Here is a 20874-nt window from a genome sequence, read left to right as displayed (position 1 = left end):
CTCAGCGTCCCAGATACTTCGGCTTCTCCTTGTTGACGAACGCCTGCACAGCGATCGCGTGGTCCTCCGACGCGCCCGCGCGGGACTGGAGTTCGTCCTCCTTCTCCAGCGTCTCCTCCAGGGTGTGCGAGAAGCCGTAGGCCACCGCCTCCTTGAGCGCCGCGTACGCCACCGTCGGCCCGTCGGCCAGGGCCCGCGCCACCTTCTCGGCCTCGGCGTGCAGCTCGCCCGCGGGCACGAGACGGTTGGCGATCCCCAGGTCGTACGCGTCCTGCGCCGTGATCGTGCGCGGGAACAGCAGCAGGTCGGAGGCGCGCCCGGGACCGACGACCCTGGGCAGCGTCCAGGAGATGCCGGAGTCCGCGGTCAGCGCCACGCCCGCGAAGGACGTGTTGAAGCCTGCGGTGTCCGCCACCACGCGGTAGTCCGCGGCCAGCGCGAGCCCGAAGCCGGCCCCGGCCGCGACCCCGTTCACCCCGGCCACCACGGGCTTCGCCATCCCGGCCAGCGCCCGCACGATGGGGTTGTAGTGCTCCTTGACCGTGGTCATGGTGGCCCCGGTCCCGGCCTCGCGGTCGGAGGCCAGCAGCGTGATGTGCTCCTTGAGGTCCTGGCCCACGCAGAACGCCCGGTCCCCGGCCGCGGTCAGCAGCACCGCCCGTACGGCGTCGTCGCCCGCCGCGGCCTGTACCGCCTCCCGGAGGGCGACCTTGGTCGCGATGTTCAGCGCGTTCATCGCCTCCGGGCGGTTCAGCGTGATCGTCGCGAGTCCGTCGCTCACCTCGTAGAGCACGGTGTCGGCCATGGTGTGTCCCCTCCGGTGTGGCGGCTCCGGCGTACCCGTCGGTACGTCCTAGGTCTGTAGGCAAGCATGGCGGAGATCGCCGTCCACGCACCGGACCGGACGTGTGACCTGCGTCAAAGAATTCCGGTCCGGATTCCGTCGGCTGGGGTCCGCGCGGCGGCGAAGTATCGCAGTCACATCGGCGAATTGGGTGGTTTTGCTCGCGCGCGTTGCTCAAGCGATGCCGACTGATGTTGGTCATCGGGTCCTGAGATGCGGGATAATGGCTTGGAAGCAATGTGTTCGATGCCGGTGACGCGTGTCTCATTAGGGGCCGCGCGTGCCCTCCATGGGGCCGTCGGCGACGATGAGCTGGTTTCAGGAAGGGGAACGAGCATGGCGGCCATGAAGCCGCGGACGGGCGATGGCCCGCTCGAGGTGACCAAGGAGGGGCGGGGCATCGTCATGCGCGTTCCGCTCGAAGGCGGCGGTCGGCTCGTCGTCGAGCTGACCCCTGACGAGGCCGACGCGCTGGGCGACGCCCTCAAGAAGGTCGTCGGCTGACGCGGCGGAACGCGACCATACCCCTTCAGCTGCCCCGGCACCCGAGATGGTGCCGGGGCAGCTGTTTTCCCGCGTTCCCACGGTGTCCTAGCGCTTGACCGCGCACAGCAGTCCGTCGCCCACCGGGAGCAGTGAGGGCACCAGCTCCGGGATCTCGCGCACCGCCCGCAGCAGCTCGCGCAGCCGCAGCACCTCGGTGGGCTGGGGGCCCGAATCCACGGTCCGGCCGTTGGCGAAAACGCCCTCGAAGACCACCAGGCCACCCGGACGCAGCAGGCGCAACGATTCAGCGAGATAGTCCAGGAACTCCTGCCGGTCGCCGTCGCAGAACACGAGGTCGTAGCCGGCGTCCGCGAGCCGGGGCAGCACGTCCAGGGCGCGGCCCGGGATGAAGCGGGCCCGGTTGCTGGCGAAGCCGCAGGCGCGGAAGGCCTGGCGGGCGAACTGCTGGTGGTCCGGCTCCTGGTCGACGGTGGTCAGTACCCCGTCCGGCCGCATGCCGTGGAGAAGATGCATCCCGGACACGCCGGTCCCGGTACCGATCTCCGCCACCGCCTTCGCGTCCACGGTGGCGGCCAGCATCCGCAGCGCGGCGCCCGTGCCGGGCGACACCGAGCGCAGCCCTGCCTCGCGGGCCCGGTCCCGGGCCCAGCGCAGTGCTTCGTCCTCGGCGACATAGGCGTCGGCGAACGCCCAGCTCGTCTGCCGGTTGCCGGTAATGACCCTCTCCTGTCCCCGTGGTTGCCTGGGCGTGACTGTATCCGTTGGTGCCGGGAACCTGCTGATGGGACCGGGCGTTTAGAGGGGGAGGAATGCACTGGGGGACGCGGCCGGAGGGGAGAGCGGGGGATGAGGATGGATCAGGACGTCGAGCAGCGGCGAGAGCAGGGGCCCGAGCATCGGCTCGTACCGCCGGAAGGTCGGTATGAGCATGTATCAAATTCTCGTAAAACCCCTTATCCGGAGCTAACGGGCGAGGTGGCTATGGTAGGGACTCCACTGGACACCACCAGAGCCGACAGGGGAGGTGCGGCTGTACCTGTGGATCGGGGAGGAGTGCTTCGGCGCTTTCTCGGATCGGCGGGCAGGCCGAAATCCGTGAACGACACCGCTGCTGACCACAGCCACGCCGCTGACCATGCCCAGACCGCGACCTTCTCCACCGACGCGGACGGGCAGGCGTGGACTCCGCCCACCTGGGAGGAGATCGTCAGCACCCACAGCGGCCGTGTGTACCGGCTCGCGTACCGCCTGACGGGGAACCAGCACGACGCCGAGGACCTCACACAGGAGGTCTTCGTCCGGGTCTTCCGTTCCCTGTCGACCTACACGCCCGGCACCTTCGAGGGCTGGCTGCACCGCATCACCACCAACCTCTTCCTGGACATGGTCCGCCGCAAGCAGCGCATCCGTTTCGACGCGCTGGGGGAGGACGCGGCCGAGCGCCTGCCCAGCCGCGAGCCGTCCCCCCAGCAGGTCTTCAACGACGCGCACTTCGACGCGGACGTCCAGCAGGCCCTGGACACCCTCGCCCCGGAGTTCCGGGCGGCGGTCGTCCTGTGCGACATCGAGGGCCTCTCCTACGAGGAGATCGCCGCGACCCTGGGCGTCAAGCTCGGCACGGTCCGGTCCCGGATCCACCGTGGCCGCTCCCAGCTGCGCAAGGCCCTCGCACACCGCTCGCCGGAAGCACGGGCCGAGCGCCGCTCCTTCGTGGCGCGTGTGCCCGCGCTGGGGGGAGGGGGCGCGTCCGCGTGAGTGGATCACGTCCTACGCCTGCGGAGCAGCATCTGGGAGACCGACTTTCCGCCCTGGTGGACGGGGAGCTCGGTCATGAGTCGCGCGATCGCGTACTGGCGCACCTGGCCACCTGTACGAAGTGCAAGGCCGAGGCCGACGCGCAGCGCCGACTGAAGAACGTATTCGCGGAAATGGCCCCACCGCCCCCTTCCGAAAGCTTCCTGGCCCGCCTCCAGGGACTTCCCGGGGGAGACGGTGACACGGACGGCGAGGAACCACCCGGCGGGGGGCTCTTCGCCGGAGCCGGCTTCTTCGGCGTGAAAAGAGACGGCCCGCTCGACGCGTTCGAGTTCGGCTACGTCCCCGCGGGCCCGCACGCCGCGACAGCCCTGACCCCTTCGTCCGCACCGGCCCGCGAGGGCTTCCGCATCCATGACGTCAGCCGGCACGACACCGACCGCTCCGCCTCGCGCGGCATGCGGTTCGCGTTCGTCGCCGCCGGCGCGGTGTCGCTGGCCGCGATCGCGCTGGGCGGGGTGGCCACGGTCACGCCGGGCGACACCGCGGCCGAAGCAAGGGGCGGCGCGGGCGTGACTCCGGCGCGCACCCAGGGCACGGGTGCCGCGACCGCCGACTCCGGGCGCCGCCGTGGCGTCGGGCCCCTGATCGCCCAGGGCGCGAGCCAGCGCTCGATGCTCGGCGACACCCCGGTGGTCCCGACCTCCGTCTCCGCGCCGCTGCTGCCCGGGGTGCCGTCCCCTGCTGCTGTCCGGGGCGACGACGAGGTCATGCACACCCTGACGGCGCCCGTGGTGGCCGGTGCGGCGGTCATGTCCCCGCTGATACGCCCGCTCAGCACGAACCCGCCGGTCGCCCTCACCTCGTGGTCCACGGCCCCCGATGTCATGGCCCCCGGCCTGCTGTGGGCACCCGACGCCACGTCTTCCCCCACTCCGGCCCCCTCTGCCTCCTCCCGCCCCCTGCGCTGACCGGCCCCTGCGCCACACCCCGCCGACCTGGTTGAATCCGGGGAGTACGGGGTGGCACGGCGGGCGGTGGGGAGCACATGAACGAGGGGACACCGAAACCGAAGTGGTGGGGTCGAGGGCGGGCGGTGACGCCTGGTGCGGCTGTGAGCGGTGAAGTCGCTTCCGCTGACGCCGGCTTCGAGCCGGGGCGTCCCGCGGAGGCGCCCGGCGCCGCCCCACAGGCCCCCACGACGGCCTCCGGCGCTCCTGCCCCACCCGATCCCACCCCCACCCCCGTTCTCGACCCCTGGCACCGCTACGACCCCTGGGCACCCCCACCCCCCGCACCCCTCCAACACACCGGCGCCGCAACCCCCACCCACCAGCAGCGCCGCAACCGCACCCGGAGACTCCTCGTCGTCTCCGGGCTCGTGCTCGCGCTGGTCTCCGGGGGCGTCGGCGGTGTCGTAGGGGCGTATCTGGAGCGGGACGGTGTCGGTGGGGACGTCGTGTTGCCGCAGGCCGGTGTGGAGGGTGGTGGGCGGGCCGTCGAGGGTGTGGCCGGGATCGCCGCTCGGGCGCTGCCCAGTGTCGTGACCCTGCATGTGACCGGCGACGAGGAGTCGGGGACCGGTACCGGGATCGTGTTGGACACGCGGGGCCACATCCTCACCAACAACCATGTCGTGCAGCCCGCCGGCAGTGGCGGCGAGATATCCGTGAGCTTCAGCGGGGGACAGACCGCCAAGGCGAAGGTCGTCGGACACGACACCGGGTACGACCTCGCCGTAGTGCAGGTGAGCGGTGTGCGCGGCCTCAGGCCGATGCCCCTGGGCAACTCCGACAATGTGCGGGTCGGTGACCCCGTCGTGGCGATCGGCGCGCCCTTCGGCCTCGACAACACCGTGACCGCCGGGATCATCAGCGCCAAGGACCGGCCCATCACGGCCGGCGGCGACGCGGCGGACGGGAGCGACGTCTCGTACGTCGACGCCCTGCAGACCGACGCGCCCATCAACCCGGGCAACTCCGGCGGACCGCTGCTCGACGCCCAGGGGCGGGTCGTGGGGATCAACTCGGCCATCCGGTCCGCCGACGACGGGACGGTCACGGGTGACGGTCAGGCCGGTTCCATCGGGCTCGGCTTCGCCATCCCCGTCAACCAGGCCAAGCGGGTCGCCGAGGAACTGATCAACACCGGGAAGGCCACCCACCCGGTCATCGGCGTCACCCTCGACATGGACTACACCGGAGACGGCGCCCGCATCGCGACCAAGGGCAGCGACGGCGACCCCGCCGTCACCGCGGGCGGCCCCGGTGCCCAGGCCGGCCTCAAGGCGGGCGACGTCATCACCGAGGTCGACGGCGAACGTGTCCACTCCGGCGACGAACTCATCGTCAGGACCCGCGCCCACCGTCCCGGCGACCGTCTGCGCCTGACTCTCCGGCGGGACGGCAGGGACATGACCGTGTCGCTCGTTCTGGGCTCCTCGACCCGCGATTGACAGAAACGTCACAGGTGAGAGCCCCGCAGACCGTCCCACTAGGCAAACAACCCGGAAAACCGGTCCCGTACACCCACTCGTAGCCCACGGGACAGTACCGGTCGGGTGGGATCGCCGGGTACCGTGGACCCGGCCCGGACCACGGAAGACGCGCACTGACCACCGAGGGCCGAGGACCGAGGATCGCAAGGAGCTTCAGGTGTTCAATGACATAGGACCGCTAGAGCTGGTGACGATCATTGTCCTCGCCGTGCTCGTCTTCGGTCCGGACAAGCTCCCGAAGGTCATCCAGGACGTGATGCGGACGATCAGGAAGATCCGCGAGTTCTCGGAGAGCGCCAAGGCGGACATCCGGGAGGAACTGGGCCCGGACTTCAAGGACTTCGACTTCGAGGACCTGAACCCCAAGACGTTCCTGCGCAAGCAGCTGGACAACGACGAGCTGGGGCTCAAGGAGATCCGCAACGGCTTCGACCTGAAGAAGGAGATGGCCGAGGTCACGGAGGCGGTGCAGAGCGCCGACACCCCGAGTTCCCCGCCCTCCTCCGGTGGTCGTCTCGACATGACCAAGAAGCCCGAGGACCCCGAGAAGGACGAGCGTCCGCCCTTCGACGCGGACGCCACCTGACCCTCCCGCGCGGCTCCCGAAGCGCTTCCCACGTGACGCGTTTCATACCTCCGCCACGCCCTCGTACGGCCTGAACACGGCCTCCGCACGCCTCACGCGCCGGGCGCTTTCCGGGCTGCCTCCCACGAGGTGGCTATGCTGCCGAGTTGTTGTGCGGACCGGGCGAGTCGCCCGAAGGGGGGCGGGCCGCCCCGGTCCGACGAGAGCGAGGAGGCGTCCGGCATGGAGACGACGAGTCGGGTAGGCGCGCAGGCGCCGGCCGCGGAGGGTGGACAACAGGTCCCCTCCGCCCGGCGCACGGTCGACGGCTACCTGCTGGCGCCCTTCCCGTGGTACGGCCTCGACGAGGCCTTCACGGGGCCGCGCTGGCTGATGCAGGTGGGCATGGCGGCGGACGGTGCCGTCGAGCACGGTTCGATCGGGCACGGCGACGAGCCCTCCGTACGCAACGAAGGCACGGAGGACAAGGAGAAGTTCGCGGTGGTCGTCACCGTCGCGGGCAACCCCGCGCGGCGCACCGCGGACGGCACGGGTCTTCTGGAGGCCACCTCGGTGTCCTCGGCGGCCTGGCTCGCCGGGGTCGGACTGCTGTCCTTCACCTGGCCCGGGCAGATGGACCACACCCTGCGCGACGACTGGCTCGAGCAGCAGACGGAGACGGCGTGGGTGCTGGCCGACGACCTCGTCGGCGACGACTGGTCGACCCTGTCCCTGCCGGTGGACGGTGTTCCGACGCCCTTCCACTACCGCGAGTCGGAGTTCGGCTGGGTGCTCGCCGGGTCTACTCAGGCGGGGGTCCACGTGGGGGCCTACGGCAGGGGCATGAGCGCGTACGGGCTCGGCTTCGCCGCGATCAAGGACATCGCAGCCTACGCCCAGTAGGTCCTACGACGATGGGGGCGCCGTCTCGTCGGACGGCGCCCCCATCGTCGTAGGAAGAGCTCTAGAACTTGTTCTTGGGAGTGATCCCGAGTGACAGTCCCGAAAGGCCCCGCTGGCGTCCCCCCAGCTTCCCCGCGATCGACCGCAGCGCTGCGCCCGCCGGGGAGTCCGGGTCGGTCAGGACGACCGGTTTGCCCTCGTCGCCGCCCTCGCGGAGGCGGACGTCGATCGGGATGGAGCCGAGGACGGGGACCGAGGCGCCCGTCGTGCGGGTCAGGCCGTCGGCGACCGACTGGCCGCCGCCCGTGCCGAAGACGTCGACCATCTCGCCGCAGTGCGGGCACGGCAGGCCCGCCATGTTCTCGACCACGCCGACGATCTTCTGGTGGGTCTGTACGGCGATGGAGCCCGCCCGCTCGGCGACTTCGGCGGCTGCCTGCTGAGGGGTCGTCACGACGAGGATCTCGGCGTTCGGGACGAGCTGGGCGACCGAGATCGCGATGTCGCCCGTCCCCGGCGGGAGGTCGAGGAGAAGTACGTCCAGGTCGCCCCAGTACACGTCCGCCAGGAACTGCTGGAGCGCGCGGTGGAGCATCGGGCCGCGCCACACGACCGGGGCGTTGCCCGGCGTGAACATGCCGATGGAGATGACCTTCACGCCGTGTGCCGACGGCGGCATGATCATGTTCTCGACCTGGGTGGGGGTGCCGTCGGCGCCCAGCATGCGCGGCACGCTGTGGCCGTAGATGTCGGCGTCGACGACCCCGACCTTCAGGCCGTCGGCCGCCATCGCCGCCGCGAGGTTCACCGTCACCGAGGACTTGCCGACGCCGCCCTTGCCGGAGGCGACCGCGTACACGCGGGTGAGGGAGCCGGGCTGCGCGAAGGGGACCTCGCGCTCGGCCTTGCCACCGCGCAGGGCGGTCGCGAGTTCCTTGCGCTGTTCGTCGCTCATCACGTCGAGGGTCACGTCCACACCGGTGACGCCCTCGACACCCAGGACCGCCTCCGTCACGCGCTGCGTGATCGTCTCGCGCATGGGGCAGCCGGAGACCGTCAGGTACACGGTGACCGCGACCGCTCCGTCCGCACCGATCTCCACCGACTTGACCATCCCCAGTTCGGTGATGGGTCGGTGGATCTCGGGGTCGTTCACCGTCGACAGCGCTTCACGCACCGCGTCTTCCGTAGCCATAGGGTCGATGGTACGGCGCCGACCGGTCCCTTCGGCCAGCCCCTCAGCGGTCGTCTGCGTCACGCACGGCAGACCGTTCTGCCGGGAATACGACGTGCCCGTCGTGCCGCACGTCCAGTTCCTTGACCAGGTCCTGCAGCTCGGAGCGGATCCAGTCCCGGGTCGCCACCTCGCCGAGACCGATGCGCAGGGCGGCGATCTCGCGGGTGAGGTACTCGGTGTCGGCGATCGACCGCTCGTTCTGCTTGCGGTCCTGTTCGAGGTTGACCTTGTCGCGGTCGTCCTGCCGGTTCTGCGCGAGGAGGATCAGCGGGGCGGCGTAGGAGGCCTGGAGCGACAGCATCAGGGTGAGGAAGATGAACGGGTAGTTGTCGAAGCGGACATCGCGCGGGGCGAAGATGTTCCACAGCACCCACGCGATGATGACGATCGTCATCCAGACGATGAACCGCCCGGTGCCCAGGAAGCGCGCGATCCGTTCCGACAGCCGTCCGAAGGCCTCCGGGTCGTACTCGGGCAGCAGCCGGCGCCGGGGCGGGCGCGGCTGGTCGAGCCGGGTCCGCGACCGGGTGGTGGCGGTCGCGCCCGCCGGTGTCCGCTCACGCGTGGTCTCGCGCTCAGGAGTCATGAGCCGCCACCTCCTCTGCTTCTGCTTCGTCGTCCTCGTCGAGATGGAACTCGGTCTCCCGCCAGTCCTCCGGCAGCATGTGGTCCAGTACGTCGTCCACGGTCACCGCGCCGAGCAGCGACCCGGTCTCGTCGACCACGGGCGCCGCGACCATGTCGTACGTCGCGAAGAACCCGGCGATGAGCTGCAACGAGGCGTTCGGGTCCAGGGGTTGCAGGTCGCCGTCGATGATCGCGCTGACCAGGGTGTACGGCGGGTCGCGCAGCAGCCGCTGGAAGTGGACCGTGCCGAGGTACTTGCCGGTCGGGGTGTCGTCGGGCGGGCGGCACACGTAGACCTGGGCGGCGAGGGCGGGGGAGAGGTCGGCGTTGCGGACCCGGGCGAGCGCGTCGGCGACGGTCGCGTCCGGCCGTAGGACGATCGGTTCGGTCGTCATCAGGCCGCCGGCCGTGTGTTCCTCGTAGGACATCAGGCGGCGTACGTCGGCCGCTTCGGAGGGCTCCATCAGGCTCAGCAGCCGCTCCTGGTCCTCCTCCGGCAGTTCGCCCAGCAGGTCGGCCGCGTCGTCCGGGTCCATCGCCTCCAGGACGTCCGCCGCGCGCTCCTCCTTCAGCTTGCCGAGGATCTCGATCTGGTCGTCCTCCGGGAGCTCTTCGAGGACGTCGGCGAGGCGGTCGTCGTCGAGGGCGGCGGCGACCTCGGCCCGCCGCTTGGGGGAGAGATGGTGCAGGACGTTGGCGAGGTCGGCCGGGCGCAGCTGCTCGAAGGTGGCCAGGAGGCTCTCAGCGCCCTGTCCCTGCTCCTCCAGGGAGAAACCGGTGACGGCGGACCACTCCACGGTCAGCGTCTCGCCCTTGGCCCTTCTGAAGGCTCCGCCGGTCCTGCCCTTGCGGACGAAGATGCGGTCGATCTCCCAGTCGCGGCGGGCGGGCAGCTGCTGCACCGACAGGTCGAGGACGGTGACCTCCTCGTCGGTCTCCACGAGGGTGACGCGCCGGTCGAGGAGTTCGCCGAACACCAGCCGCTCGGTGGGCCGTTGCTCGAAGCGGCGGACGTTGAGCACGCCGGTGGTGATGACCTGGCCGGACTCGATGCCGGTGACCCGGGTCATGGGGAGGAAGATGCGGCGCCGGGTGGACAGTTCGACGACCAGGCCGAGCAGGCGCGGGGGCCGCTGACCGACGCGCAGCATGGCGACGAGATCGCGGACGCGGCCCACCTGGTCGCCGTTGGGATCGAAGACGGCGACACCGGAGAGGTGCGAGACAAAGACCCTGGGGGCGCCTCCTGCCATGGCCGCACCTCCCTTTCTTTTCCTGGTTTCCGGATGTTCCGATTTGCCCGCTCGGGCGGGCTTCAGGCTAGCCCGTCCGTATGCGATCCGCGCAGGTGGGCGGTCCGGACGGACTGGCTCCGCCGTGCTCCGGGGACCCCGGTACGCTGCCGTACGCCATCGCCGCCCTCCGCACGAAAGGCCCCCCACCTGTGACTGCGATTCCCCTGGTCCGAAACCGTCGTGCGGCGCTTCTCGGCGCGGTCTGCGTCCTGGCCCTGACGGGCTGCAGCGAGGATCCGGACGCGGGGACCAACGGGGTCGGCAAGCTGGCCGCCGACAAGATCCAGTCGAAGTCGGTGACGGCCGCGGGCGCCGCCGAAGCGGTACGGCTGTCCGGGACCGTCGTCACCAGCGGGCGGACGTACAAGCTCGACATGCGGCTGAAGTCCGACGGCGGCAGCGGCTCGGTCACCTCCCAGGGGTCGACGTTCGGGCTGCTGCGGGTCGGCGAGCAGCTGTATCTGAAGGCCGACGCCGACTTCTGGAACAGCAACGGGGACACGGGCGCCGGCGGCGCGCTCCACGGCAAGTACGTGAAGGTGCCGCAGGGCGACCCCTCGTACAAGAAGTTCAATGGCTTCACGGACAAGGACGTCCTCCTCTCCAGTCTGCTGACCCTGCACGGATCGCTCGCGACGGACGGGCACCACGACCAGAACGGCGTCCGCACGATCCGCATCACCGGCGACGACGGCTCCGGCGGCACCCTCGATGTCTCCCTTGAGGGCAAGCCGTATCCGCTCCGGCTGGTCCGTGCGGGGGGCGCGGGCACCCTGACCTTCTCGGACTGGGGCAAGAGCTTCGCCGTGACGCAGCCGGCGGACGACGACACTGTCGACTACGGCAAGCAACTGCCGTCTTCCTGACGGCATTCAGTGGCAGTTACCGGCGTTTGCGTTTCTTCAGGAGCAGGCGCGGCAGCGCGGCCGGGGCCGGCTGACGGGTCGTCGCGGGCGACGGCAGCGGAGGCCGCGCCAACGAATCCTCCGTCAACTCGGCTGTCGCGCCCGTCGGTTCGAGCCGCAGCACCCGGCACTCGCGCGCCCAGCGCTCCGTCATCGCCTCGCCGTCGGGCGCGTTGAGCCGCTTGCCCTTCAGCTCGCCGACGGCCGCGGTCCAGGCCTCGGAGCCCGGCGCCAGTTCCACGACCTTCGCCGTCCATACGACCAGTCGGCCGCCCTTGTCCTTGCTGCGGACCGTGACCTCGGCGGCGCCGCCGTCGACCAGCCCCGGCAACGGCTGCTCGCCCGGACCGTCGCCGATCAGACAGGCCGCGCCCTCGTGCCAGACGTGCCACAGGGCGCGGGCCGGGACGCCCGGGCCGTTGACCCAGACGAGGCCGGACTTCTTCGTGGCCTCCTCGACGAGGGCCTGGTCGAGCAGCTCGCTGCTAGTCATGGCGCTCAGCCTATCCAGGCCGCTCACAGCCAGCCGTTGCGCTTCAGCGTGCGGTGGATCGCCAGACAGACCGTCACCGTGAGGGCGAGCACCGTCGGATACCCGTACTTCGCGTGCAGCTCGGGGATGTACTCGAAGTTCATGCCGTACACGCCCGTCACCATCGTCGGTACGGCGATGATCGCGGCCCACGCGGTGATCTTCCGCATGTCCTCGTTCTGCGCGACGGACGCCTGCGCGAGGTTGGCCTGGAGGATCGAGTTCAGCAGCTCGTCGAAGCCGATGACCTGCTCGTGGACCCGGGCGAGGTGGTCGGCGACGTCCCGGAAGTACTTCTGGATGTCGGGGTCGATCAGCCGCATCGGCCGCTCGCTCAGCAGCTGCATGGGACGCAGCAGCGGCGACACCGCACGCTTGAACTCCAGTACCTCGCGCTTGAGTTGGTAGATCCGAGCCGAGTCGACACCACGCGAGACCCCGCCCTTGCGGCCCGGCGTGAACACCTCGGTCTCGACCTCGTCGATGTCGTCCTGCACCGCGTCCGCGACCGCGACATAGCCGTCCACGACATGGTCGGCGATCGCGTGCAGCACCGCCGAGGGACCGCGCGCGAGCAGCTCGGGGTCGTCCTGGAGGCGGTGGCGCAGCGCCCGCAGCGAGCCCTGGCCGCCGTGCCGGACGGTGATGAAGAAGTCCCGCCCGGTGAAGCACATGACCTCGCCGGTCTCGACGACCTCGCTGTTGGCGGTGAGTTGGTCGTGCTCGACGTAGTGGATGGTCTTGAACACGGTGAACAGCGAGTCGTCGTAGCGCTCCAGCTTGGGCCGCTGGTGGGCCTGTACGGCGTCCTCGACGGCGAGCGGGTGGAGTCCGAACTCCCGGGCGATACCCGCGAATTCGGCCTCGGTCGGCTCGTGCAGCCCGATCCACACGAAGCCGCCGTCGCGCCGCACCTGGCGCATCGCCTCGTGCGGGGTCAGCGACTTGCCGGTGTCGACGCGGGCACCGTCGCGGTAGACGGCGCAGTCGACGACGGCCGACGGGGTGCCGGGGTCGCGGGTGGTGTCGTACGCGCCGCCGTCCTTGCGCAGGGAAGGGCGGGACGGACGGACCACGGCACGCAGGTCGCGGATCATCGACATGGCGGGCTCCTTCGCGACGAGCAACGAAAGGCGCCAACGACGGTTGGAACTGCCCGGAATGGGGACGTCCTGTGTGCGGATGTTTGGCACGTCCACAAAGCGGGGAGCACCGCACCGTCGCGGTGGCGAGTTTCGCTACTGATACAAGGCACTGGCTTACAGGCACCGACCGACTGAGAGCTGACTTCGGAAACAGACAGACCACAGAGAAGGCCGGACGGATCAGGTGAAGAAACGAAGTGCTCTTCCGCGACGGTGAAGAAGTGCGAGCGGCGACAGCCGGCTGGAGGCCAGAACCAGAGCTACGACATCAGCGGCCGGAAGAGCGGGTGGTACTGCCAGGTCGACTTCGGTCCATTGCAGCCCCACCTCCTCCGGCCGGTCCCCCGTAGGGGAGTCTCAACGGCGTCGGACTTGAACGCGACGCTTCTGCGTGCTGCCCGAACGACCGGCCCAGACTATCAGCAGGCCGAAGTGTCAAGGCGCTGCTTTGCCCGGTACTGACGAGTTCTATGCTCCCCGCATGGTTGATGTTCTTGCTCTGGTCGAGGCACGGTTGCGCACCGCGCTGGGCGAACCGGACGCGCGCGCGGCGGTCACCTTCCTGGGCACGGACCGCGTCGAGGTACTGCGTTTCCAGGACACCGGCCAGGAGGGCGGCATCGTCCGCTACGCCACGCTCGGCATGTCCGCACAGCCCATGAGCGATCCCACCGCGATGCTCGCCGACCCGGTCTCGGGCCCGCGCGCCGAGCTGGTCCTCTCCGTGCGCGGCGGCCTCGCCGACACCGACAAGGTGCTCCGCCCGCTCGCCGTACTCGCCGCGTCCCCGCAGGTCGAGGGCGTGGTCGTGGCTCCGGGCGCCTCCCTCGACGTGGGCGGGCCGCTGTGGCCCGGCGCCCCCTTCACCTCGGTACTGGTCGCCGAACCGGGCGGCCTGGTCGAGGACCTGGACCTCGACGCGCCCCTCGACCCGGTCCGCTTCCTCCCCCTGCTCCCCATGACCCCGAACGAGGCCGCCTGGAAACGCGTCCACGGCGCCCAGGCCCTCCAGGAGCGCTGGCTGACGAACGGGACGGACCTGCGGGATCCGTCCCGCAGGTCCGTCCCGCTGGAGTGACCGGCCGAGTGACCGATCTCACCAAGCCCCGGCCGGAATCGGCTAGTTGGCGAACACCGCGACACCGTCCTCGGTCGCGTGCCTCGGCTCCAGCACCTCGGCGTCGTGCGTGAGTGCGTTCCGTCGTACGACCACCACCAGCGCGCCCAGCGCCGCCGTGACGGCCGCGACCACGAACGGGATGTGGATGTTGCTCCAGCCCTCGATCTTCGGCGCGAAAAACGGCGCGGCGGCTGCGGCGAACCAGCGGACGAAGTTGTAGCCCGCGCTCGCCACCGGGCGCGGCGCGTCCGAGACGCCCAGGGCCAGCTCGGTGTAGACGGTGTTGTTCACGCCGATGAAGGCACCGGACAGGATCGTGCAGACGACGGCGGTGGTGTGGCTGCCGTAGCCGAGGACGAGCACGTCGACGGCGAGCAGCACCAGGGAACCGCCGAGCACCTTCAGGGAGCCGAACCGGGACTGCAGGCGCGGGGCGACGAACACCGAGAAGACGGCGAGCAGCACACCCCAGGCGAAGAACACGGCACCCGACTTGTAGGGGGTCATGTTCAGCACGAACGGGGTGAAGGCCAGCACGGTGAAGAACGTGTAGTTGTAGAAGAAGGACGAGATCGCGGCGGAGGCGAGTCCCCCGTGGCCGAGCGCCTTGAGCGGGTCCAGGAGTGAGGTCTTCCGGGCCGGCTTCGGCTGTTCCTTCAGGAACACCGTGATGCACAGGAAGCCGATCGCCATCAGGAACGCGGTGCCGAAGAAGGGGTAGCGCCAGCTCTGGTTGCCCAGCAGGGCGCCGACCAGCGGGCCGCAGGCCATGCCGAGGCCGAGTGCGGACTCGTAGAGCAGGATCGCGGCGGCGCTGCCCCCTGCTGCCGCGCCGACGATGACCGCGAGGGCCGTCGAGACGAAGAGCGCGTTGCCGAGGCCCCAGCCGGCCCGGAATCCGACGAGTTCGCCGACCGAGCCGGAGGTGCCGGCGAGGCCGGCGAAGACCACGACGAGGGCGAGGCCGAGCAGCAGGGTCTTCTTGCCGCCGATACGGCTGGAGACGAAGCCGGTCACCAGCATCGCGATGGCGGTGATCAGGAAGTACGAGGTGAAGAGCAGGGAGACCTGGCCGGCGGTGGCGTCCAGGCCTTTGGCGATCGACGGCAGGATCGGGTCGACGAGCCCGATGCCCATGAAGGCGACGACCGAGGCGCCGGCGGTGGCCCAAACGGCCTTCGGCTGCCGTAGAAGGCTGCCGGCGCCGGCTCCCGTGTCGAAGGGGTCGTCCGTCCCGTCCATGCTTCCTCCCAAGTAGTTGGTGTATGCACATAGTAAGTTAGACAAGGTAATAAATGCAAGCTGCATCTAGTTTTGTTCGGTGAGTGGTCCGGGCCGGACGGGTGATCGTCCTTGACGTGGGGGTGCGAGGGTAGGACCGTGGGGCCCTATGAGGGGCGAACCCAGTTGCCCGAAGTGTGGTGGCCGGGTCAGGGCTCCCGGACTCTTCGCCGATTCCTGGCAGTGCGATGTCCATGGCACGGTGCATCCGGTGCAGCCCGTGATCCCGCCCAGCGTCGAGGCCCTCAGCGTCGTCGTGCATCGCACGCAGGTACCCGTGTGGATGCCGTGGCCCCTGCCGGTCGGCTGGCTGTTCACGGGCGTGGCGTGCGCGGGGGACGACCGGAGCGGGGGTCGTGCGACGGCTGTGGCGTGTTCCGGGCCCGGGCCGCTCGGTGGGATGGGCGAGCTGATTCTCGTCGCGGAGGAGCTCGGGGTCGGGCTCGGTGCGCGGTATGCGGGGATCGACGGGCCGGATCCCGGGCCGTACATGAGTGTCGAGAAGCCGCCGCAGGCGAAGCTGCTTGCGGCCGGGCGGCCCACGCCGTTGTGGCATGTGGCTTCGGCGCCGGATGATCGGGCCGTCTTTGCCGGTGAGGCGTTGGGGCTGTGGCTGTGGGCGGTTGTCTGGCCCGAGCAGTCGGGGTTGTTGATGTACGACGAGCTGGTGCTCACGGATTTGCGGGATGCGGGAGCCGAGGTCGACCTTGTGCCCTGTGGGGCGCTGTCGCCGCGGTTGCTTGAGCCGTAGTGCCCCAAGGGGGTGCCTCGGTCGGTTGTGGGGCGGGTGCGGGTGCGTGGGGGCTTGTCGCGCCCACGCGGCGGAGCCGCATATCGATACAGCCCCGCGCCCCTGGGTCAGCTGCCCTGCACGGTGTTCATGAGGCCTCCGGGGTTGCCGTTACCCTTGGGTGGTCCCTTTTTGTACTGTCACCGTCTGGAGTCTGCGCGTGCGTATCGATCTGCACACCCACTCCACGGCCTCCGACGGTACGGACTCGCCCGCTGAGCTGGTGCGGAATGCCGCCGCTGCCGGGCTGGACGTCGTCGGGCTGACCGATCATGACACCAGCCGTGGGTACGGCGAGGCGATCGACGCTCTGCCCGCCGGGCTCACGTTGGTCACCGGGGCCGAGATGTCCTGTCGGATCGACGGGATCTCGATGCACATGCTGGCCTATCTCTTCGATCCCGAGGAGCCTGCTCTGCTCGCCGAGCGGGAACTGGTGCGGGACGACCGGGTGCCTCGGGCTCGGGCCATGGTGGAGCGGTTGCAGGAGCTGGGTGTGCCGGTGACCTGGGAGCAGGTCGCGCGGATCGCCGGTGAGGGGTCGGTCGGACGGCCGCATGTCGCCACCGCGCTGGTCGAGCTGGGTGTCGTACCGACCGTGAACGACGCCTTCACCGTGGACTGGCTGGGCGACGGCGGCCGGGCCCATGTGGCGAAGCACGAGACCGATCCGTTCGAGGCGATCCGGCTGGTCAAGGCCGCGGGCGGGGTCACCGTCTTCGCGCATCCGGGCGCCAGCAAGCGAGGGCGTACCGTGCCCGAGTCCGCCATCGCCGAGATGGCCGCGGCCGGGCTCGACGGTATCGAGGTCGACCACATGGACCACGACGCCGAGACGCGGGTGCGGTTGCGGGGGCTCGCGAAGGAAGTCGGGCTGCTCGTCACCGGGTCCAGTGACTATCACGGGAGCCGCAAGAGCGTGCAGCTCGGTGAGTACACGACCGATCCCGAGATCTACGGCGAGATCACGCGGCGCGCGACCGGGGCGTTCCCGGTGCCGGGGGCCGGCGGAGTCTGAACTCCGCCTCCGACCGTTCGTCCCCGCTCACCTCACCTCACCTCTCCTCTGCAAGGCTTGTGGCTCACCCATGTTCGACGTCGCCGTCTTCGGCTCTCTCTTCCTGACCCTTTTTGTCATCATGGATCCCCCCGGAATCACCCCGATCTTTCTCGCGCTGACCGCCGGACGACCGGCCAAGGTGCAGAAGCGGATGGCCTTCCAGGCTGTGTGTGTCGCGGGCGGGGTCATCACCGTCTTCGGACTGCTCGGGCACCAGATCCTCGACTATCTGCATGTCTCCGTGCCCGCGCTGATGATCGCGGGCGGGCTGCTGCTCCTGCTGATCGCGCTCGACCTGCTCACCGGCAAGACCGACGAGCCGAAGCAGACCAAGGACGTCAACGTCGCCCTCGTGCCGCTGGGCATGCCGCTGCTCGCCGGGCCCGGTGCGATCGTGTCCGTCATCCTCGCCGTGCAGAAGGCCGACAGTGTGGCCACGCAGGTGTCGGTGTGGGCGGCGATCCTCGCCATCCATGCCGTGCTGTGGGTGGTGATGCGGTACTCGCTGCTGATCATCCGGGTCATCAAGGACGGCGGGGTCGTCCTCGTCACGCGGCTCGCGGGGATGATGCTGTCGGCCATCGCCGTGCAGCAGATCATCAACGGGGTCACCCAGGTGATCCGGGCGAGCTGAGCGGCGCCGGACACGAAACACCGGACACGAAACACCGGACACGCAAAACCCCGCACGGCGTCGGTGCCGTGCGGGGCTCTGAAGTGTGGTCGCGATCCGTCTTCGGTGCGCGGGCGAATGTCGTAGGTGTTACGAGGCTTTGGTCTCGGCGGGGCGGATCCACAGTCGCTGTCCTATGGCGGCGGCCTGTTGCACGATCCGGTTGACGGAGGCGGCGTCCACGACGGTGCTGTCCACGGTGGTGCCGTCGACCTCGTCAAGACGCATGATTTCGAAGCGCATTGGCTTCTCCCTTCGTCTGGTCATCCTCCTGAGGAGAACTACTTGGTTACTGACGTAGTCAACGGGATGCGTGTTACAAACATTCCCTACGCTAAGGAAATTTTTCGAACGCCTAATTACTGACCGGTAAGAGATCGGCACGAGACTGACCGGGACCGGTTGTGTTCGCAGCGTGACCGCCGGGACAATGGAGGCGATGAACGACGACCTCGCGGCCCTCAGCGCCCGCATCGACCGCACGAACGAGCTGCTGCAGCGCATGCTCGCCGAAGTGGCGAAGACGCCCTCGACGCATGCGATCTTCGTCGACGCCGGGTATTTGTATGCAGCCGCGGGCCGGCTGGTCTCCGGGACCGAGGACCGGCGCACCTTCGACCTCGACACCGAGGGCCTCATCGAGGCGCTCATCGACAAGGCCCGCACGATCTTCGCGGACAGCCGGCTGCTGCGCGTCTACTGGTACGACGGCGCCCGGCGCCGCATCCACACCGCCGAGCAGCAGGCCATCGCCGAACTCCCCGACGTGAAGGTGCGGTTGGGCAATCTCAACGCCAACAACCAGCAGAAGGGCGTCGATTCACTCATCCGCTCCGACCTGGAGTCCCTCGCCCGGCACCGCGCCATCAGTGACGCGGCCCTCATCGGCGGCGACGAGGACCTGGTCTCGGCGGTCGAGGCGGCCCAAGGGTACGGCGCCCGCGTCCACTTGTGGGGCATCGAGGCCCCCGAGGGCCGCAACCAGGCCGAGCCGCTCCTCTGGGAGGTCGACAGCCAGCGCACCTTCGACCTCGACTTCTTCAAGCCGTACGTCTCCCGGCGCACGGCCGCCGTCTACGAGGCCGCCGCCACCCGGCCCACCCGCGACGACGTCCGCTTCGTCGGCGCGCAGATCGCCGCGAAGTGGCTCGCCGCGCGGGGGCGGGAGGCGCTGGTGGAGCTGCTGCCCGGGCATCCGTATCTGCCCGGGTCGGTCGACCAGGATCTGCTGGTGGAGGCGGAGGGACTGCTGCAGTACTCCCTGCGCGGGCAGTCCGATCTGCGGCGGGCGCTGCGGGACGGGTTCTGGGAACACCTGCAGACGCAGTACTGATACTCAGGGCGCGGTGCTGTCCCAGAAGTCGGCGATGGCCCGGGCCGTCGCGGCCGGCTGGTCGGTGTTCGGTGAGTGCTCGGCCCGCGCGACAACCGTCCGCCGCGCCTTCAGCCGTACGGCCATGTCGTCGAGGAGCGGCACCGGCCAGGTGTCGTCGCGTGAACCCGACAGGACGTGGAACGGGAGCGGGAGGGCGGCCAGTTCGGCGACCCGGTCCGGCTCGACGCACAACTGGCGTCCCGTGGCGATGAGTTGGGCAGGCTTCGTACCCATCCAACGGCGCCGCAGATCGTCCCGGTCGTCGAGCCCCTCGTCCAGCGCACCGCCGGTCTCGGTCTCCTCGGGCGTCTCCATCGCCTGGACCGCCTCCCACACCTCGGCCATCGACATCACGGCGAGCGCGTCCCGCAACAGCTTCACCCGCTCCTGCTGGGACGCGGAGATCTGCGCCGGACCCGACGCCATGAGCGTCAGCGACACGAACGGCGCGTGGTCCAGGAGTACGGCGGCACGCGCGATCTGTCCGCCGAGGGAGTGCCCGAGCAGCTGCACCGGCGCGCCGACGGCCTCGACCAGCGCGAGCACGTCCCGCGCCAACTCGTCCTGGGCGTAGGCGGATTCGTCGTTCTCGGGCCCGTCCGTCTCGTACTGCCCGCGCCCGTCCACGGCGACCGTCCGATACCCGCGCGCGCCGAGCGGCACATGCAAGGGGTTGAAGTCCTCCTTGCTCCCGGTGAATCCCGGCAGCAGCAGGGCGACCCCCCTCGGCTCGACACCGTCGGCCACGGGCGCGTCCACGACGGCGAACTCACCGCGACCGGTCCGCAGCGGGTACGCGCGAGCGCCGGGGGGCGGGACGAAGGAGGGGGGCCTACTCATGGCCTGAGGTTATCCGGCGATCCCGAGCGAGGTGGGAACGGGAGGGTGTAACCGGGGTTAACGGGGGAGCGGGAGCGGTGAGCGGCGGGGGAACGCCGACGGCCCGGCTCACGTGGAGTGGGCCGGGCCGTTCGGTGTCATGCTCTTCGGGGCGATCAGCTCTCGCCGGTCTCCGCCGCCGTTGTCGCTGGCGCCGCGGTCTTGCGGGGACGGCGCACCTTCGGCTTGGCCTCCAACTCCTCGGCCGCCTGGGCCGGGATGTCGGCGACGGCCTTGCGGGTCGTGGCGCGGCGACGCGGCTTGGCTTCCGTGCCCTCGGCTGTGTCGACGGCGGTGACCTCGGCCGGAGCCGCGGTCTTCCGGGCCCGGGCCGTGCGCGGCTTGGCCTCGACGGCTTCCGGCGCCTCGGTGGCGACCGCGGCGGCAGCCGTCTTGCGCGTACGGCGAGGCTTGACCTCGGCGGCCTCCGGTACCTCGACGGCTACCGGAGCGGCGGCGGCCTTGCGAGTCCGACGGGGCTTCGCCTCGACGGCCTCGACCGTGTCCAGGCCGGCTTCGGCGGCAACCGCGGCCTTCCGGGTCCGGGTCGTGCGCGGCTTGGTCGCGACCGTCTCCGGCGCCAGGGTGGCCACCGGAGCGGCGGCGGCCTTGCGAGTCCGGCGCGGCTTGGTCTCGACGGCCTCGACCGTGTCCAGGACGGCTTCGGCGGCGACCGCGGCCTTCCGGGTCCGGCGAGGCTTGGCCTCCGCAGCGACCGTCTCCTCCGCCGCGACCGGGGCCTCGGCGGCCTTGCGCGTCGTACGGCGACGGGGCTTCGGCTCCGTGCCCTCGGCGGAGTCGAGCGACGCCTCGACGGCGCTGCCCTGCTCCTCGGCCGCCTGGGCCGGGATGTCGGCGACGGCCTTGCGGGTCGTGGCGCGGCG

General features: G+C 70.1%; 23 protein-coding genes and 1 pseudogene. 12 read left to right on the top strand and 12 right to left on the bottom strand.

All coding sequences use genetic code 11. The annotated features are described in order from the left end of the window. Position 1: 1 nt before the first annotated feature. The gene (locus tag OC490_RS01075; protein ID WP_262055826.1) at positions 2-805 is read right to left on the bottom strand and encodes an enoyl-CoA hydratase/isomerase family protein; all 804 of its coding nucleotides are present in this window, start codon (positions 803-805) and stop codon (positions 2-4) included. Positions 806-1180: 375 nt separating this feature from the next. Here OC490_RS01075 and OC490_RS01070 point away from each other — a divergent pair, with 375 nt between their 5' ends. Continuing rightward, positions 1181-1348, top strand: coding sequence for a DUF3117 domain-containing protein (locus OC490_RS01070; RefSeq protein ID WP_003966491.1), 168 nt, complete (start codon positions 1181-1183; stop codon positions 1346-1348). A gap of 87 nt (positions 1349-1435) precedes the next feature. Here OC490_RS01070 and OC490_RS01065 read toward each other — a convergent pair whose 3' ends face one another. Both OC490_RS01065 and OC490_RS01060 read right to left on the bottom strand, forming a co-directional pair. Continuing rightward, positions 1436-2134 (bottom strand): O-methyltransferase, encoded by a 699-nt coding sequence (locus OC490_RS01065; protein ID WP_315986651.1) that lies wholly within the window; start codon positions 2132-2134, stop codon positions 1436-1438. Between the two features lie 12 nt (positions 2135-2146). Continuing rightward, positions 2147-2281, bottom strand: coding sequence for a hypothetical protein (locus OC490_RS01060; protein ID WP_262055825.1), 135 nt, complete (start codon positions 2279-2281; stop codon positions 2147-2149). A gap of 51 nt (positions 2282-2332) precedes the next feature. Here OC490_RS01060 and sigE point away from each other — a divergent pair, with 51 nt between their 5' ends. The 5 genes from sigE to OC490_RS01035 all read left to right on the top strand — a co-directional run bounded on the left by sigE (position 2333) and on the right by OC490_RS01035 (position 7071). Continuing rightward, positions 2333-3106: an RNA polymerase sigma factor SigE gene (sigE, locus tag OC490_RS01055; RefSeq protein WP_235029434.1), complete on the top strand. Its 774-nt coding sequence runs from the start codon at positions 2333-2335 to the stop codon at positions 3104-3106. After that, entirely contained in the window at positions 3103-4077 is a 975-nt protein-coding gene (locus OC490_RS01050; RefSeq protein WP_262055824.1) for a zf-HC2 domain-containing protein, read from the top strand. Before sigE ends, OC490_RS01050 begins: the two co-directional genes overlap by 4 nt. A gap of 35 nt (positions 4078-4112) precedes the next feature. Then, positions 4113-5561: a S1C family serine protease gene (locus OC490_RS01045; protein WP_262056282.1), complete on the top strand. Its 1449-nt coding sequence runs from the start codon at positions 4113-4115 to the stop codon at positions 5559-5561. Positions 5562-5760: 199 nt separating this feature from the next. Then, positions 5761-6189: a sec-independent translocase gene (locus tag OC490_RS01040; RefSeq protein ID WP_262055823.1), complete on the top strand. Its 429-nt coding sequence runs from the start codon at positions 5761-5763 to the stop codon at positions 6187-6189. 222 nt (positions 6190-6411) lie between these two features. Then, positions 6412-7071: a hypothetical protein gene (locus tag OC490_RS01035; protein ID WP_262055822.1), complete on the top strand. Its 660-nt coding sequence runs from the start codon at positions 6412-6414 to the stop codon at positions 7069-7071. Between the two features lie 61 nt (positions 7072-7132). On the opposite strand, the gene OC490_RS01030 is transcribed toward OC490_RS01035, so the two are convergent. Genes OC490_RS01030 through OC490_RS01020 form a run of 3 tightly spaced genes read right to left on the bottom strand, consistent with a single transcriptional unit; the run spans position 7133 to position 10188 of the window. Beyond that, entirely contained in the window at positions 7133-8266 is a 1134-nt protein-coding gene (locus OC490_RS01030) for an Mrp/NBP35 family ATP-binding protein (RefSeq protein WP_262055821.1), read from the bottom strand. Between the two features lie 43 nt (positions 8267-8309). Further along, positions 8310-8894, bottom strand: coding sequence for a DUF1003 domain-containing protein (locus OC490_RS01025; protein ID WP_262055820.1), 585 nt, complete (start codon positions 8892-8894; stop codon positions 8310-8312). Next, positions 8884-10188, bottom strand: a complete 1305-nt coding sequence (locus OC490_RS01020) for a magnesium transporter MgtE N-terminal domain-containing protein (RefSeq protein ID WP_262055819.1) — start codon at positions 10186-10188, stop codon at positions 8884-8886. Before OC490_RS01020 ends, OC490_RS01025 begins: the two co-directional genes overlap by 11 nt. Before the next feature lie 191 nt (positions 10189-10379). On the opposite strand from OC490_RS01020, the gene OC490_RS01015 reads away from it, so the two are divergent. Beyond that, positions 10380-11096, top strand: coding sequence for a hypothetical protein (locus tag OC490_RS01015; protein ID WP_262055818.1), 717 nt, complete (start codon positions 10380-10382; stop codon positions 11094-11096). Positions 11097-11112: 16 nt separating this feature from the next. Here the strand turns inward: OC490_RS01015 and OC490_RS01010 are convergent, their stop codons facing one another. Together OC490_RS01010 and OC490_RS01005 are read right to left on the bottom strand one after the other, a co-directional pair. Next, positions 11113-11628, bottom strand: coding sequence for a hypothetical protein (locus OC490_RS01010; RefSeq protein WP_200714432.1), 516 nt, complete (start codon positions 11626-11628; stop codon positions 11113-11115). Positions 11629-11651: 23 nt separating this feature from the next. Beyond that, the gene (locus tag OC490_RS01005; protein ID WP_262055817.1) at positions 11652-12770 is read right to left on the bottom strand and encodes a magnesium and cobalt transport protein CorA; all 1119 of its coding nucleotides are present in this window, start codon (positions 12768-12770) and stop codon (positions 11652-11654) included. Positions 12771-13293: 523 nt separating this feature from the next. Between OC490_RS01005 and OC490_RS01000 the strand changes: the two genes are divergently transcribed. Next, a complete protein-coding gene (locus tag OC490_RS01000; protein WP_262055816.1) occupies positions 13294-13890 on the top strand; it encodes a suppressor of fused domain protein in 597 nt (198 codons plus the stop codon). Between the two features lie 42 nt (positions 13891-13932). On the opposite strand, the gene OC490_RS00995 is transcribed toward OC490_RS01000, so the two are convergent. Beyond that, positions 13933-15174 (bottom strand): MFS transporter, encoded by a 1242-nt coding sequence (locus OC490_RS00995; RefSeq protein ID WP_262055815.1) that lies wholly within the window; start codon positions 15172-15174, stop codon positions 13933-13935. Positions 15175-15322: 148 nt separating this feature from the next. On the opposite strand from OC490_RS00995, the gene OC490_RS00990 reads away from it, so the two are divergent. From OC490_RS00990 to OC490_RS00980, 3 genes are all read left to right on the top strand, one after another. Then, complete coding sequence (locus OC490_RS00990; protein ID WP_262055814.1) at positions 15323-15964, top strand: DUF6758 family protein; 642 nt, start codon at positions 15323-15325, stop codon at positions 15962-15964. Positions 15965-16163: 199 nt separating this feature from the next. Beyond that, the gene (locus OC490_RS00985) at positions 16164-17021 is read left to right on the top strand and encodes a PHP domain-containing protein (protein WP_262055813.1); all 858 of its coding nucleotides are present in this window, start codon (positions 16164-16166) and stop codon (positions 17019-17021) included. A 70-nt stretch (positions 17022-17091) separates the two neighbouring features. Then, positions 17092-17697: a MarC family protein gene (locus OC490_RS00980; protein WP_262055812.1), complete on the top strand. Its 606-nt coding sequence runs from the start codon at positions 17092-17094 to the stop codon at positions 17695-17697. Between the two features lie 129 nt (positions 17698-17826). Here the strand turns inward: OC490_RS00980 and OC490_RS00975 are convergent, their stop codons facing one another. Next, the gene (locus OC490_RS00975; RefSeq protein WP_019058373.1) at positions 17827-17979 is read right to left on the bottom strand and encodes a hypothetical protein; all 153 of its coding nucleotides are present in this window, start codon (positions 17977-17979) and stop codon (positions 17827-17829) included. 196 nt (positions 17980-18175) lie between these two features. Here OC490_RS00975 and OC490_RS00970 point away from each other — a divergent pair, with 196 nt between their 5' ends. Next, on the top strand, positions 18176-19069 hold the full coding sequence (locus OC490_RS00970) for an NYN domain-containing protein (protein ID WP_262055811.1): 894 nt from the start codon (positions 18176-18178) through the stop codon (positions 19067-19069). 3 nt (positions 19070-19072) lie between these two features. Here OC490_RS00970 and OC490_RS00965 read toward each other — a convergent pair whose 3' ends face one another. Next, a complete protein-coding gene (locus OC490_RS00965; RefSeq protein ID WP_262055810.1) occupies positions 19073-19951 on the bottom strand; it encodes an alpha/beta fold hydrolase in 879 nt (292 codons plus the stop codon). Positions 19952-20106: 155 nt separating this feature from the next. Next, positions 20107-20874 (bottom strand): annotated as a pseudogene (locus tag OC490_RS00960) (DEAD/DEAH box helicase); the annotation flags it as partial.

The sequence above is a fragment of the Streptomyces sp. STR69 genome, assembly GCF_024519455.1.
Taxonomy (GTDB): Bacteria; Actinomycetota; Actinomycetes; order Streptomycetales; family Streptomycetaceae; genus Streptomyces.
The sequence above is the reverse complement of the archived record's forward strand: the minus strand, read 5'-3'. Positions and strand labels throughout refer to the sequence as shown.

Coding starts and splice junctions, on each gene's coding strand:
- OC490_RS01075 (WP_262055826.1), bottom strand. CDS start 805: ATGGCCGACACCGTGCTCTACGAGGTGAGCGACGGACTCGCGACGATC.
- OC490_RS01070 (WP_003966491.1), top strand. CDS start 1,181: ATGGCGGCCATGAAGCCGCGGACGGGCGATGGCCCGCTCGAGGTGACC.
- OC490_RS01060 (WP_262055825.1), bottom strand. CDS start 2,281: ATGCTCATACCGACCTTCCGGCGGTACGAGCCGATGCTCGGGCCCCTG.
- sigE (WP_235029434.1), top strand. CDS start 2,333: ATGGTAGGGACTCCACTGGACACCACCAGAGCCGACAGGGGAGGTGCG.
- OC490_RS01035 (WP_262055822.1), top strand. CDS start 6,412: ATGGAGACGACGAGTCGGGTAGGCGCGCAGGCGCCGGCCGCGGAGGGT.
- OC490_RS01030 (WP_262055821.1), bottom strand. CDS start 8,266: ATGGCTACGGAAGACGCGGTGCGTGAAGCGCTGTCGACGGTGAACGAC.
- OC490_RS01025 (WP_262055820.1), bottom strand. CDS start 8,894: ATGACTCCTGAGCGCGAGACCACGCGTGAGCGGACACCGGCGGGCGCG.
- OC490_RS01020 (WP_262055819.1), bottom strand. CDS start 10,188: ATGGCAGGAGGCGCCCCCAGGGTCTTTGTCTCGCACCTCTCCGGTGTC.
- OC490_RS01010 (WP_200714432.1), bottom strand. CDS start 11,628: ATGACTAGCAGCGAGCTGCTCGACCAGGCCCTCGTCGAGGAGGCCACG.
- OC490_RS01005 (WP_262055817.1), bottom strand. CDS start 12,770: ATGTCGATGATCCGCGACCTGCGTGCCGTGGTCCGTCCGTCCCGCCCT.
- OC490_RS01000 (WP_262055816.1), top strand. CDS start 13,294: ATGGTTGATGTTCTTGCTCTGGTCGAGGCACGGTTGCGCACCGCGCTG.
- OC490_RS00995 (WP_262055815.1), bottom strand. CDS start 15,174: ATGGACGGGACGGACGACCCCTTCGACACGGGAGCCGGCGCCGGCAGC.
- OC490_RS00990 (WP_262055814.1), top strand. CDS start 15,323: ATGAGGGGCGAACCCAGTTGCCCGAAGTGTGGTGGCCGGGTCAGGGCT.
- OC490_RS00980 (WP_262055812.1), top strand. CDS start 17,092: ATGTTCGACGTCGCCGTCTTCGGCTCTCTCTTCCTGACCCTTTTTGTC.
- OC490_RS00975 (WP_019058373.1), bottom strand. CDS start 17,979: ATGCGCTTCGAAATCATGCGTCTTGACGAGGTCGACGGCACCACCGTG.
- OC490_RS00970 (WP_262055811.1), top strand. CDS start 18,176: ATGAACGACGACCTCGCGGCCCTCAGCGCCCGCATCGACCGCACGAAC.
- OC490_RS00965 (WP_262055810.1), bottom strand. CDS start 19,951: ATGAGTAGGCCCCCCTCCTTCGTCCCGCCCCCCGGCGCTCGCGCGTAC.